Genomic DNA, 11,383 nt, shown 5'->3' on the forward strand with positions numbered 1-11,383 from the left:
GCAGATGTTCTCGCCGCTCCCCCGCGGGGCGTTCCCCGGCGTCGACGACAACGAGGTCTACGCATTCCTCGACCGTCACGCCTGAGACCCTCGGGTCACACGGGCGGAAGGCGCGGTTCGGCGGCGCGGAAGGCGCGGGTCGTGGCGGCGGATGTCGCGGCGGCGGCGTAGCCTCGAGAGGTGACCCCCGAACTCGCCGCCCGTATCGTCGCGGACTCCCGCGATCGCGTGGCGTGGGTGCGGGCGCGCTCGCGGGGAATCACCGCGACGGATGTCGCGACCCTCACGTCCGAGAGGGCGATCCCTCGCGCCGCCGACGCCAAGCTGATGGGCTCGGGGTTCTCCGGCAACGCGTTCACAGCGCACGGCCGCGCGCGCGAGCCCGAGATCGCGGCCTGGGTCGCGGCGACCCACGGCATCCAGCCGTCGTCGGCGCTCTTCCACGCGGTTGTCGAGAAGCGTCATCTTGCGACGCCCGACGGCATCGCGGTCGACGCCGCCGGGCGCGTCGTGCTGGCCGAGATCAAGACCACGAACAAGTCGTGGCGCAGCATCCCCCGCTCCTATCTGCGTCAGGTGTGGTGGCAGCAGCACGTGCTCGGCGCCGAGCGCACGCTCGTCGCATGGGAGCAGCACGACGCCTTCGTGCCCGTCGGCGACGAACCCCGCTGTGCGTGGGTCGACCGCGACGACGCGGAGATCGCCCGGCTGGTCCGGCTGGCGACCGCCCTGATCGACGAGCTCTACCATCGCACGACGAAGGGGCAGGTGCCCCCCGAGCGGATGCCGCAGCCCAGCGCGCCGCGGCAGCCCTTCCGCGCCCTCGCCCTCGCCGACTGATTTCGCGCCGTCAGCGCAGGGTCGTGATGGCCTTGGCCCCGGCGTCCCAGACGCGCAGCCCGGTCGCCTCGCCGAGGACGTGGGGAGCGTCGACCGCCGCCATGACCTCGGACAGGCGTTCGGCAGGCACCGAGCGCGCGAGCGTGACATGGGGTGTCCAGCGCCCGGTGGCGGTGGTGGCGTAGCGAGGCGCCGGCGGTCCGAGTCGCTCCGCGACGGCGGCGTGGAAGCGGAGGAGCTCCGCGGTCACGATCACCTGCCGTGCGACGACGACGCGGGCCGCATGACGGAAGAGAACGATTCCGCCCAGCTCGAGCGGCAGAGGCAGCAGCTGCGCTTCGCCGGCGAGCGCGCCGACGTCCAGGTCGTCCCGGACGGCGACGGTGACGTGCGGCCGGTTGCTCGGCGACGGGTTCCGGCCGGCGCTCGGCAGCCCGGCGATCCGGAGCCGTTCCCAGTCTTCACGGACGACGCGCTCGGTCGCAGCATCCGGAACCAGCTCGACGCTGAACATCCGCCCATCCTCGCACCACCCACTAGTTGACGTGAATCAACGATTCTTATATAGTTGATCTTCATCAACTGTTGACTCATGTCAATGATCTCCTGTCGCCGTTGCCGCGCCGACCCCACTCCTCGAAGGACCCTCATGGCCACCACCGCCACCGCGACCGGCTCGGTCGCCGACATCGCCGACGAGAAGCGCCGGCACCGCCGCGTGCTCCAGGCGCTCACCGGCCTCTTGCTGGGCATGTTCGTGTCGATGCTCGCGTCAACCGTCGTCTCCACCTCGCTGCCCGTCATCGTCCACGACCTGGGCGGCGACCAGGCGGCGTTCACGTGGGTGGTCACGGCGACCCTGCTGACGACTGCCATCTCCACCCCCATCTGGGGCAAGCTCGCCGACCTGTTCAACCGGAAGCTGCTCATCCAGCTCGCGATCGTGATCTTCGTCCTCGCGACCGCGGCGGCCGGGTTCTCGCAGGACCCCGGCACCCTCATCGCCTTCCGCGCCGTGCAGGGAATCGGCGCGGGCGGTCTCGCCGCGCTCAGCCAGGTCATCATGGCCGACATCATCAGCCCCCGCGAGCGGGGCCGCTACATGGGCCTCTTCGGCGCCGTGATGGCCGTCGCCACCGTCGGCGGTCCGCTGCTCGGCGGGTTCATCACCGACACGATCGACTGGCGCTGGAACTTCTTCATCGCGCTCCCGTTCGCCGTCGCCGCCCTCTTCATCATGCAGCGGACGCTCCACCTGCCCGCCCGCCCGAAGCGGAAGGCGCGCATCGACTACGTCGGCATCGTGCTGCTGTCCACCGCCGTCTCGCTCCTCCTCATCTGGGTGACGGGCGCGGGCGCGGACTACGACTGGTGGAGCACCGAGACCGTCCTGATGGTCGGCGGCGCGCTGCTGGCGACGGTGCTGTTCATCGTCGTCGAGCTGCGCTCGAAGGAGCCGCTCGTGCCGCTCACGATGTTCCGCAACCGCACCTTCACCCTCGCCGTGATCGCGTCGATCTCGATCGGCATCGCGATGTTCGGCACCTCCGTCTTCCTCAGCCAGTACATGCAGCTGGCCCGCGGGGCGACGCCGACCGAGGCCGGCCTCATGACGATCCCGATGATCGCGGGACTCCTGCTCGCCTCCATCGTGATCGGCGGGCTGGTGACGCGCCACGGATTCTGGAAGCCCTACCTCATCGTCGGCGGCGTCCTGCTGATCGCGGGCTCGTACCTGCTCTCGACGATCCACTACGACACGAACTTCGTCCTCGTCTCGGTGTATATGTTCCTGCTCGGGGCGGGCGTCGGCATGACGATGCAGAATCTCGTGCTCATCGTCCAGAACACGGCTGAGCCGAGCGAGATCGGCGTCGCGAGCTCCGGAGTGACGTTCTTCCGCAGCCTCGGCGGAACGATCGGCGTGTCGGTCATGGGTGCGACGCTCGCCGCCTCCGCGACGAGCCTCTTCACCGACCGCAAGGACGACATCGGCGCGGCCCTCATGACGCTCGGCGAGAAGGGCGTCGCCATCGGCGAGCAGCTGCAGTCGGGCACCATCCCGCAGGTGTCGGCCCTGCCGGAGTCGATCCGCGTGATCGTCGAGGACATCTACGCCCAGGCGATCGCGCACTCGTTCCTGATCGCGGTGCCGCTGGCCGTGATCAGCCTCATCGCGATCATCTTCCTGCCGAACAAGCCGCTCACCCGCATGACCACGACGGAGCGCGCGGAGGCGCTCGAGGCCGACCTCGCGACCGTCTCGACCTCCGAGGGGATGGCCGCGCTCGACGCGACCGGCACCGTTCGAGTACCGGAGGCCGCCGCCCCCAGCCGCCCGGAGGACCACGCCACGGCGGCCGAGGCATCCGCCCGCCGCTAATGTCGATGACGATGACCACCGACGACACCCGAGAGGCGCGCACCGAGGCGGTGCGCGCCCTCGAGGCGGAGTTCGGGGAGCTGATCAACCGGTTCCGGCGCGTCATCGCCGAGAACGCCCACCGGGTCAGCCCCGGTATGCTGCCCGGTGCCTACAAGGTGTTCACGACGATCGTGCGCCGCGAGTCGATCACGCTCTCCGCACTGGCCGAGACGCTCGCGGCCGACAAGGGTCAGATCAGCCGCGCGGTGCGCGAGCTCGAGCAGCTCGGCCTCATCGAGCGCACCCCCGACCCCGACGACGGGCGGTCCGCTCTGCTGTCGCCGACGCCGGCAGGGCTCGAGCGTCTCGCCGCGGCACGCGCACCCCAGGAGCGCACGCTCGTCGACGCGCTCGAGGAGTGGCCGATCGACGACATCCGCAACCTGTCGCGCCTGCTGCACGCGCTCACCGCCGGCGAGTCGCCGGCGGGCCGCTGAGGGGCTTCTCGGTCCGGTAGCACCGGCGTAACACGGGCGAGACATTGCCGCGATTGACTGGCCTCACGCGGCGCACCGATGCCGCCGACGACGACGTGCACGCGGAAGGAGCGCCCGATGAGATTCCGGCCGCTGCGATCAGCCCCCACCTCCGACGCCGAGCGCGTGGCCGTCGCCGACCCGCCCGCCGTGATGACGGCGGCCGTCTTCGACGGCCCGGGCGATGCCGACGCGCTGCGCGCGGGATCCGTCCCCGTTCCCTCGCCCGTGATCAGCGAGCTCCTCGTGCGCGTGGTGGCCGCAGGCGTCAATCCGATCGATGCGAAGACCCGCGCGGGGGCGGGCGTGTCCGGGCAGATCCCGGCCTTCCCGTCGACGCTGGGCTTCGACTTCAGCGGGATCGTCGTGAAGAGTCCGTACGAGTCCCACCCCCTCGCCCCGGGAACGCCGGTGTACGGCATGGCCGCCTTCCCGCGTTCGGGCGGCACGTACGCCGAGTACGCCGTCGTCCCCTCGCTCTCGGTCGCGCGCAAGCCCGCCTCGCTGTCGCACGTCGAAGCCGCAGGCGTGCCGTTGGCGGCCCTGACCGCGTGGGGCCTGGTCGTCGAGACCGCCCACGCGCACGAGGGGCAGCGGATCCTCATCCACGCCGGCAGCGGCGGGGTCGGCCACTTCGCCGTGCAGTTCGCGGCGTACTTCGGCGCCCACGTCACCGCGACGGCGTCCGGCCGGAACGCCGCCTGGCTGCGCGAGCTCGGCGCGGCGGTGGTGATCGACTACACCACGACCCGCTTCGACGAGATCATCGCCGATGTCGACGTCGTCATCGACCTCGTGGGCAACGTCGGCGGAGACGTGGGCACTCGCTCGCTGCGGGTGCTCCGCCGGGGCGGGCTCTACATCGTCGTGCCGACGGGCTCCTGGCCCGGCTACGGCGACGCGGCGGCCGAGGCCGGGGTGCGCGCGACCAGCTACAAGGTGATCCCCGACGGCGGCGCCCTCGCCACCATCGGACGCCTGCTCGACTCGGGCGCGGTGCAGGTCTACATCGACCGCGTGTTCGACCTGGCCGACGCGGCATCCGCCCACCGTCACCTCGAGGACGGCCACACGCGCGGCAAACTCGTGCTGCGCGTCAGCGACGACTGACCCTGACCCCGCCTCGGCCGGCGGTCAGGCGGGGGCGAGCACCCGGCGGCCCTCGGCGACGATCTCCTCGGCGATCGCGTCGAGCAGCGGCGAGCGCAGGTTCCACTGCTGCCAGTACAGGGGCACGTCGACCGGCGGGCCGCCGAGCCGCACGAGTTCGCCGCGCGCGAGCGGCTCCTGCGACTGGAACGTCGGCAGCAGCGCCCACCCGAGGCCGAGGCGCACGGCGGTGGCGAAGTCGTTCGAGGCGGGGACGAAGTGCCTCGGCGGGCGGCCGTGGACCCCCATCGCCGTGAGCCATTCGTTCTGCAGATCGTCGCGCCGATCGAAGTCGACGACCGGCGCGTCGGCCAGAGCTTCGGGGGTCGCCCCGGCCGCGAGCCAGCGCTCGACGAATCCCGGTGTGGCGACGGCCTCGTAGCGCATGGCGCCGAGGGCACTCACTCGGCACCCCGCCACAGGGGTCGCTCGCGAGGTCACCGCGCCCATGACGGTGCCCGACTCGAGGAGCCCGGCGGTGAACTCCTGGTCGTCGCGGTGAAGATCGAAAGCGACCGGATGCCGCTGCGACAGCCGGGCGAGAGGCTCGAGGAACCACGTTCCGAGCGAGTCCGCGTTCACCGCGAGGGGCACGGACGTGCGCGCTCCGTCGCCCGCATCCGCGCCGAGCTCGGCAACGGTGTCGTGCTCGAGGAGCGCCGCCTGCCGCGCGAGCCGGACGACGGCGATGCCGGCTTCCGTCGCGCGCGCGGGCTTGGACCGCACGAGGACGACCCGGCCGAGCTGCTCCTCGAGCGCCTTGATGCGCTGGCTCACGGCAGAGGGAGTGATGTGCAGTCGCCGGGCGGCCGCGTCGAGCGTGCCCTCGTCCACCACGGCGGCGACCGTCTCGGCCAGCTCGAACGGGATCCTCATAGTAAGCAAGGCTAATGCACGTGAAGAATCATGAGCTGGACTGAATCAGCGCTCCGCCCTACCGTCGAAGGGTGCTCACCCCTCTCGTCGCCGGCTTCGGCCTCGGCCTCTCCCTGATCGTCGCCATCGGCGCCCAGAACCTCTTCGTGCTGCGCGAGGGACTGCGCCGGGAGCACGTGTTCGTCGTCGCGGCGATCTGCGCGGCATCCGATGCCCTGCTCATCGCGCTGGGAGTGTCGGGCGTCGGGTTCGTGCTGCAGGCCGTGCCCTGGCTCGTCGACGCCGTGCGCTGGGCGGGCGCCGCCTTCCTCGTGACCTACGGCCTGCTCGCGGCTCGTCGCGCGTGGCGGCCGTCGGACCGCGCGCTCCAGGCCGAAGAGCCGCAACCCGGCCCGGCCGGGGCACCCGCGGGCTCCACGGCCACGGCGACGGCGACGCGGACGCGCCTGCTGCCCGTGGTCCTCACCTGCCTCGCCCTCACCTGGCTCAATCCCCACGTCTACCTCGACACGGTGTTCCTGCTCGGCACGGTCGCGAACACCCACGGCGACCAGCGCTGGCTCTTCGGCGCGGGGGCGATGGCCGCCAGCGTGATCTGGTTCTTCGGCCTCGCCTTCGGTGCGCGGTACCTCGGCCGGTGGCTGTCGACGCCGCGCGCCTGGCGCATCCTCGACGCGATCATCGCGGTCGTGATGATCGCGCTCGGCGTGAGCCTCGTGCTCCCCCACTGACCCCGGCCCGACGTCAGCGCTCGATCTGCTCCCTGCGGGCGCGCACGAGCGCGCGCACGACGTCGTCGGGCAGCGGATGCTCCGGCTGGAACCGGATGGTCCCCTTGTCGATCCCGATCCCGGGGTGGCCGCTCAGCGAGTCCGCGACCGCGCTCACCGCCTCGGGGCTGAACGGGTAGACGCCGATGTGCTTCTTCGCCCGCATGACCGAGATCAGCGGCTTGCCGCGGTGCACGAGCGCCGGCATCCCGTAGCCGAGGCCCTGCTCCGCGTCCGGCACGACCTCGCGCGCGACGGCGTACAGACGCTCAACGGGCGCACGGTCGGCGGGATCGAGCCCCGCGAGGAGATCGTCGACGGTTCCCATGCACGAATCCTGGCATCCGGCGCTCCCGCGCGACACCCGCACAGGGCACGATGGACGCATGAGGCGCGTGCACGTCCTCGTCCGCGGCGAGGTGCAGGGAGTCGGCTACCGCTACACGATGCGCATGGTCGCGCGGGAGGCGGGCGTCGCCGGCTGGGTGCGCAATCGCCGCGACGGCTCCGTCGAGGCCGAGGTGGAGGGCACCGACGCGCAGGTCGACGAGGTGCTCGCCTGGATGGCGGAGGGCCCGCCCGGTTCGCGGGTGACCTCCGCGACGGTGACGGATGCCGCGCCCTCCGGCGAACGCGGCTTCGACGTCCGCGCCTCGGCCTGATCGGGGCATCCGCCCGCTTCGTCGGGTCGAGGCATCCGCTCGCTTCGTCGGGTCGGATGCCGCTCCTCGGCTGATCTGCGGGCCCGGGAACGCCCGTGTGAGCCGGTGAGCGTCCGCCGGCCGGCTCAGTCCTCGAAGGGGCGCAGCAGCCGGTCGATGAAGCGTCGGGTGCGCTCGTTCTTCGGGGCGGTGAAGAGCTCCTTCGGCGCGCCGCGCTCGACCACGACGCCCTGGTCGAAGAACAGCACCTCGTCGGCGACCTGGCGGGCGAAGGCGAGCTCGTGCGTGACGATGAGCATCGTCCACCCCTCGTCGGCGAGCTCCTTCAGCACGAGGAGCACCTCGCCGACCAGCTCGGAGTCGAGGGCGCTCGTCGGCTCGTCGAACAGCAGGAGAGCCGGCTGGAGCGCGAGGGCGCGCACGATCCCGACGCGCTGCTGCTGCCCGCCGGACAGCTCGAACGGGTACGCGTCGCGCTTCTCCGCCAAGCCCACGCGCTCGAGCAGAGCCTCCGCCCGGGCGACGGCCTCGGCCTTCGGCACCCCGTGCGCGTTGATCGGCCCCTCGGTGACGTTCTGGAGCACGGTGCGATGCGGGAACAGGTTGTGGTGCTGGAACACCATCGCGGACTGGTCGCGCAGCGCGATGCGCTCCGCCTTCGACACGGGCTTCGCGAAATCCACCCGCGGCCCGCTCGAGAACGAGACGACGCCGTACTCCGGCGTCTCCAGGCCGTTGAGCGAGCGCAGCACGGTCGTCTTGCCCGATCCGCTGGGGCCGATGAGCACGACGACCTCGCCGCGACGGACCTCCAGGTCGACGCCGTCGAGCACTCGGTTCTCGCCGAACGTCTTGGTCAGTCCCGAGACGGTCAGCAGGGGTGCGTCGTCGGCGGGCGCGGGCGGCGCAAGGGCGTCGTCGTGCGGATCAATGGGCGACATAGCGGTCGAGCCTCCGTTCGATCGCGTTCTGCCCCGAGGAGAGCACGAGGCAGATGAGCCAGTAGATGAGGGCGGCCTCGAGATATATCGGCAGCACCTCGAACGAGAACGCGGCGATCTGCTGCGCCTTGCGGAACATCTCGGTGACGAGGATCGTCGAGGCGAGCGACGTGTCCTTGACCAGCGAGATGAAGGTGTTCGACAGCGGCGGCACCGACACCCGCGCCGCCTGAGGCAGCACCACCCGGGTGAGGGTCTGGGTCTGCGAGAAGCCGACGGTGTGCGCCGCCTCCCACTGTCCCTTGGGCACCGACAGGATCGCCGCACGGACGATCTCGGCGGCGTACCCGCCGACGTTGAGGGAGAACGCGATGATGGCCGCGGGCCAGGGGTCGATGACGACGCCCACCGACGGCATCCCGTAGAAGATCACGAACAGCTGCACGAGCAGCGGCGTGCCCCGGATCGCCGAGATGTAGACGCGCGCGATCGCCGACAGGACGCGGTTGCGCGAGAGCCTCATCAGCGCCACGATCACCGCGATGACGAGGCCGAAGGCCATCGACGCGAGCGCGAGCGGAATGGTTCCGGTGATCGCGGCGAGCAGCAGGGGCCAGAACGAGTCGACCAGCAACTGCCAGGTGCTGCCATCCATGGGCGCTCCTCCCTTCCGGGCAGACGAAACCGCCGCCCGCCCACGCTAGGGCGAGCGGCGGCTCAGGGTCTACTGGGTGACGTCGTCGCCGAAGTACTTCTCGCTGATCTCGGCGAGCACGCCCTCCTCGCGGAGCTCGGCGAGCGCGGCATCGATCGCCTCGACGAGCGCTTCCTTGTCCTTCGTGAAGGCGAAGGCGCTGAGGCTCGGGTCCTCGGTCTCGGCGGCGATCTTCAGACCGGTGGGACCTTCCGAGTTCTCGTAGTCGAGGAACGTCAGGCTGTCGTTGACGGTGGCGTCGACGCGACCCTGCTCGAGGAGTGCGACGGCCTGCGCCCAGCCCTCGACTGCTTCGACCTGCGCGCCGCTCTCCTCCGCGAGGGTGTACCAGTTGCTCGTGAGCGACTGCGCGGTCGTCTTGCCGGCGAGGTCGTCGAAGCTCGAGATCGAGTCGTCGTCCTCCTTCACGACGATGACGCCGGGCGAGACGGTGTAAGGCTCGCTGAAGAGGTACTTCTCCTCGCGCTCCGGGTTGATCGACACCTGGTTTCCGATGACGTCGAAGCGACCGGCATCCAGTCCCGCGAAGATCGCGTCCCACTGGGTCTCCTGGAAGCTGACCTCGAGTCCCAGCTTGTCGGCGACCGCCTCGGCGATCTCGACGTCGAAGCCGACCAGCTCGCCGCTCTCGTCGTGGTAGCTGAAGGGGCGGTAAGTGCCCTCCGTGGCGACCGTCAGGGTGCCCTCGGTGACGAGGCCGTAGTCGCTGCCGCCGGCGGCGGAGTCTGCGGGCTCAGGGGACGCCGAGCTGCACGCCGAGAGGGCGAGGACGGCGGAGGCGGCGAGGACGATGGCGGTGATACTGCGGCGTGGCATGGCGATGTTCCTGGTGGGGTGAAGGGGAAGCCCTCAGAAGGACGTCGTGCGTCCAGGGCCCTTCAATTACAACACGCCGTGATGGATTCCATGCCATCGCGTTACCTGTCGTTGCACCTCAGGGCAGCCCCGCCGCCAGCTCGGCGAACACGTCGGCGGCGCGATCGCGGGTCGCCAGCGCCGCGGCCTGACCGGCCCACAGCGACACCAGCTCGGCATCGCCCTGGGCGGACGCCGCCGCGCGGAAGACGCCTGTCGCCCAGTTCTGCGCCGGGAAGGGCGCGATGACGCCGGCCGTCTCGAGCTCGCGCATGGCGCGGTTCGGGATGCCGCGTGCCAGCCGTCCACTCATGGCACGGGTGAGCACGGTGCCGGTCTCGGCCGCAGCCTCGATGGCTGCGCGGTGCCCCGCCGTCGCCGCCGACTCGCGCGCGCGCAGGAACGCCGTCCCCACCTGCACGCCGGACGCTCCGAGCGCGAGGGCGGCCGCGACGCCGCGACGATCGGCGATGCCGCCTGCGGCGATGACGGGCACATCGACGGCGTCCACCACCTGCGGCACGAGCGCGAAGGTGCCCACGAGCGAGTCCTCGGCACGACGCAGGAACGACACCCGGTGGCCGCCCGCCTCCGAGCCCGTCGCGACCACGGCGTCCACCCCGCCCTCTTCCAGGGCGCGCGCCTCCGCGACCGTGGTGGCGGTGCCGATGACGCGGATGCCGCGCTCTCGCGCCCGCTCGATCAGCTCGGCGCCGGGCACCCCGAACACGACGCTCAGCACGGCCGGCGCCGCCTCGATCACGGCGTCGAGCTGCTCACCGACGTCGGGCAGGAAGCGCTCCGGCGGCGAAGGAGTGGCCACGCCCGCCGCCTCGTACAGCGGCGCCATCGCCGCGAGCGCCGAGCCGAGGTCGACATCCGCCGGCTGCACCTCGTCGCCCACCGGCAGCCAGAGGTTGACGGCGAAAGGGCGGCCGGTCGCCGCGCGCAGCCGCGCGATCGTCTCGTGGATGCGCTCGGGGGTGTAGCCGTAGAGCCCGTAGGACCCGAGTCCGCCGAGGTCGCTGACGGCCGCCGTGAGGTCTACCGAGGAGAGCCCGCCGAAGGGTCCGAGGACGACGGGACGGTCGATTCCGAAGAGCTGGTCAACAGACGCCACTCCTCGACGCTACTCCGGACCGTCTCCTCCCGGCGCTCTCGCGCCGCGGACCGGCGCTGACGCAGGCACAGCGCGAGCATGATCGCGCACGAGACCACGTAGAAGGTGTGAAGGCCCCAGACCGGACCGACCGGGAGCGTGAACACGTAGAGCGAGTAGACGGCGTTGGCACCGTTGATCATCACCATGCTCAGCAGGCTGTACGAGGACACATCGCGGGTGCGCAGCGCCTTGCGCAGCATCGGCAGGTTGCTCACCGCGAAGACCACGGTGGCCAGCGTGCCGGCGATGAGGGGGATGTCCACGAGGCAACGCTACGAACCACGCCAGGTCGGCCGCTTCGACAGAACCGCCCATCTTGGGGGCATGCCCCGATGGGCAGAACTATGCAGACGGGCTCCCGCCTGCATATGCAGGCGTGGCGGTGCGGATGCCGCGCCGGGTCAGATGAGCCCGTTCTCGTAGGCATAGGCCGTCGCCGCCGCTCGCGAAGAGAGGCCGAGCTTGCCGTAGATGTTGGCGAGGTGACGAGCGACGGTCTTCTCGCTGAGCGT

General features: G+C 71.1%; 15 protein-coding genes. 6 read left to right on the plus strand and 9 right to left on the minus strand.

What is annotated here, in order from left to right:
• Positions 1–180 precede the first annotated feature (180 nt).
• On the plus strand, positions 181–840 hold the full coding sequence (locus tag ACE3O1_RS12325; RefSeq protein WP_374315452.1) for a YqaJ viral recombinase family protein: 660 nt from the start codon (positions 181–183) through the stop codon (positions 838–840).
• A 10-nt stretch (positions 841–850) separates the two neighbouring features.
• Here the strand turns inward: ACE3O1_RS12325 and ACE3O1_RS12330 are convergent, their stop codons facing one another.
• A complete protein-coding gene (locus ACE3O1_RS12330; RefSeq protein ID WP_374315454.1) occupies positions 851–1,354 on the minus strand; it encodes a 2'-5' RNA ligase family protein in 504 nt (167 codons plus the stop codon).
• 135 nt (positions 1,355–1,489) lie between these two features.
• Here ACE3O1_RS12330 and ACE3O1_RS12335 point away from each other — a divergent pair, with 135 nt between their 5' ends.
• The 3 genes from ACE3O1_RS12335 to ACE3O1_RS12345 all read left to right on the plus strand — a co-directional run bounded on the left by ACE3O1_RS12335 (position 1,490) and on the right by ACE3O1_RS12345 (position 4,851).
• Positions 1,490–3,223, plus strand: coding sequence for an MDR family MFS transporter (locus ACE3O1_RS12335; protein WP_374315456.1), 1,734 nt, complete (start codon positions 1,490–1,492; stop codon positions 3,221–3,223).
• Positions 3,224–3,234: 11 nt separating this feature from the next.
• A complete protein-coding gene (locus tag ACE3O1_RS12340) occupies positions 3,235–3,702 on the plus strand; it encodes a MarR family winged helix-turn-helix transcriptional regulator (protein ID WP_374315458.1) in 468 nt (155 codons plus the stop codon).
• Between the two features lie 117 nt (positions 3,703–3,819).
• Positions 3,820–4,851 (plus strand): NADP-dependent oxidoreductase, encoded by a 1,032-nt coding sequence (locus ACE3O1_RS12345; RefSeq protein ID WP_374315460.1) that lies wholly within the window; start codon positions 3,820–3,822, stop codon positions 4,849–4,851.
• 24 nt (positions 4,852–4,875) lie between these two features.
• On the opposite strand, the gene ACE3O1_RS12350 is transcribed toward ACE3O1_RS12345, so the two are convergent.
• Entirely contained in the window at positions 4,876–5,766 is an 891-nt protein-coding gene (locus tag ACE3O1_RS12350) for a LysR family transcriptional regulator ArgP (protein ID WP_374315462.1), read from the minus strand.
• A gap of 71 nt (positions 5,767–5,837) precedes the next feature.
• On the opposite strand from ACE3O1_RS12350, the gene ACE3O1_RS12355 reads away from it, so the two are divergent.
• Complete coding sequence (locus ACE3O1_RS12355; RefSeq protein ID WP_374315464.1) at positions 5,838–6,497, plus strand: LysE/ArgO family amino acid transporter; 660 nt, start codon at positions 5,838–5,840, stop codon at positions 6,495–6,497.
• Positions 6,498–6,510: 13 nt separating this feature from the next.
• Here ACE3O1_RS12355 and ACE3O1_RS12360 read toward each other — a convergent pair whose 3' ends face one another.
• Positions 6,511–6,864 carry an iron chaperone gene (locus ACE3O1_RS12360; protein ID WP_374315466.1) on the minus strand — a complete coding sequence of 118 codons (354 nt, stop codon included), beginning with the start codon at positions 6,862–6,864 and terminating at the stop codon, positions 6,511–6,513.
• Positions 6,865–6,922: 58 nt separating this feature from the next.
• On the opposite strand from ACE3O1_RS12360, the gene ACE3O1_RS12365 reads away from it, so the two are divergent.
• Positions 6,923–7,198, plus strand: coding sequence for an acylphosphatase (locus tag ACE3O1_RS12365; RefSeq protein WP_374315468.1), 276 nt, complete (start codon positions 6,923–6,925; stop codon positions 7,196–7,198).
• Positions 7,199–7,323: 125 nt separating this feature from the next.
• Here ACE3O1_RS12365 and ACE3O1_RS12370 read toward each other — a convergent pair whose 3' ends face one another.
• The 6 genes from ACE3O1_RS12370 to ACE3O1_RS12395 all read right to left on the minus strand — a co-directional run.
• Positions 7,324–8,139 carry an amino acid ABC transporter ATP-binding protein gene (locus ACE3O1_RS12370; RefSeq protein ID WP_374315470.1) on the minus strand — a complete coding sequence of 272 codons (816 nt, stop codon included), beginning with the start codon at positions 8,137–8,139 and terminating at the stop codon, positions 7,324–7,326.
• Entirely contained in the window at positions 8,126–8,794 is a 669-nt protein-coding gene (locus ACE3O1_RS12375; RefSeq protein ID WP_374315472.1) for an amino acid ABC transporter permease, read from the minus strand. Before ACE3O1_RS12375 ends, ACE3O1_RS12370 begins: the two co-directional genes overlap by 14 nt.
• Positions 8,795–8,863: 69 nt before the next feature.
• Positions 8,864–9,670 carry an amino acid ABC transporter substrate-binding protein gene (locus ACE3O1_RS12380; protein ID WP_374315474.1) on the minus strand — a complete coding sequence of 269 codons (807 nt, stop codon included), beginning with the start codon at positions 9,668–9,670 and terminating at the stop codon, positions 8,864–8,866.
• Between the two features lie 118 nt (positions 9,671–9,788).
• Positions 9,789–10,829: an NAD(P)H-dependent flavin oxidoreductase gene (locus tag ACE3O1_RS12385; RefSeq protein WP_374315476.1), complete on the minus strand. Its 1,041-nt coding sequence runs from the start codon at positions 10,827–10,829 to the stop codon at positions 9,789–9,791.
• Positions 10,754–11,134, minus strand: coding sequence for a hypothetical protein (locus ACE3O1_RS12390; protein ID WP_374315478.1), 381 nt, complete (start codon positions 11,132–11,134; stop codon positions 10,754–10,756). The genes ACE3O1_RS12385 and ACE3O1_RS12390 overlap by 76 nt, the downstream gene beginning before the upstream one ends.
• A 138-nt stretch (positions 11,135–11,272) precedes the next feature.
• The coding region (locus ACE3O1_RS12395) for a response regulator transcription factor (protein ID WP_374315480.1) at positions 11,273–11,383 on the minus strand (111 nt) is incomplete at its 5' end.

This window comes from Microbacterium sp., from assembly GCF_041909575.1.
GTDB lineage: Bacteria > Actinomycetota > Actinomycetes > Actinomycetales > Microbacteriaceae > Microbacterium.

Bases quoted from the DNA above. Each gene is read 5' to 3' on its own strand.
- ACE3O1_RS12330 (WP_374315454.1), bottom strand. From the start codon at position 1,354: ATGTTCAGCGTCGAGCTGGTTCCGGATGCTGCGACCGAGCGCGTCGTC.
- ACE3O1_RS12335 (WP_374315456.1), top strand. From the start codon at position 1,490: ATGGCCACCACCGCCACCGCGACCGGCTCGGTCGCCGACATCGCCGAC.
- ACE3O1_RS12340 (WP_374315458.1), top strand. From the start codon at position 3,235: ATGACCACCGACGACACCCGAGAGGCGCGCACCGAGGCGGTGCGCGCC.
- ACE3O1_RS12345 (WP_374315460.1), top strand. From the start codon at position 3,820: ATGAGATTCCGGCCGCTGCGATCAGCCCCCACCTCCGACGCCGAGCGC.
- ACE3O1_RS12350 (WP_374315462.1), bottom strand. From the start codon at position 5,766: ATGAGGATCCCGTTCGAGCTGGCCGAGACGGTCGCCGCCGTGGTGGAC.
- ACE3O1_RS12360 (WP_374315466.1), bottom strand. From the start codon at position 6,864: ATGGGAACCGTCGACGATCTCCTCGCGGGGCTCGATCCCGCCGACCGT.
- ACE3O1_RS12365 (WP_374315468.1), top strand. From the start codon at position 6,923: ATGAGGCGCGTGCACGTCCTCGTCCGCGGCGAGGTGCAGGGAGTCGGC.
- ACE3O1_RS12370 (WP_374315470.1), bottom strand. From the start codon at position 8,139: ATGTCGCCCATTGATCCGCACGACGACGCCCTTGCGCCGCCCGCGCCC.
- ACE3O1_RS12375 (WP_374315472.1), bottom strand. From the start codon at position 8,794: ATGGATGGCAGCACCTGGCAGTTGCTGGTCGACTCGTTCTGGCCCCTG.
- ACE3O1_RS12380 (WP_374315474.1), bottom strand. From the start codon at position 9,670: ATGCCACGCCGCAGTATCACCGCCATCGTCCTCGCCGCCTCCGCCGTC.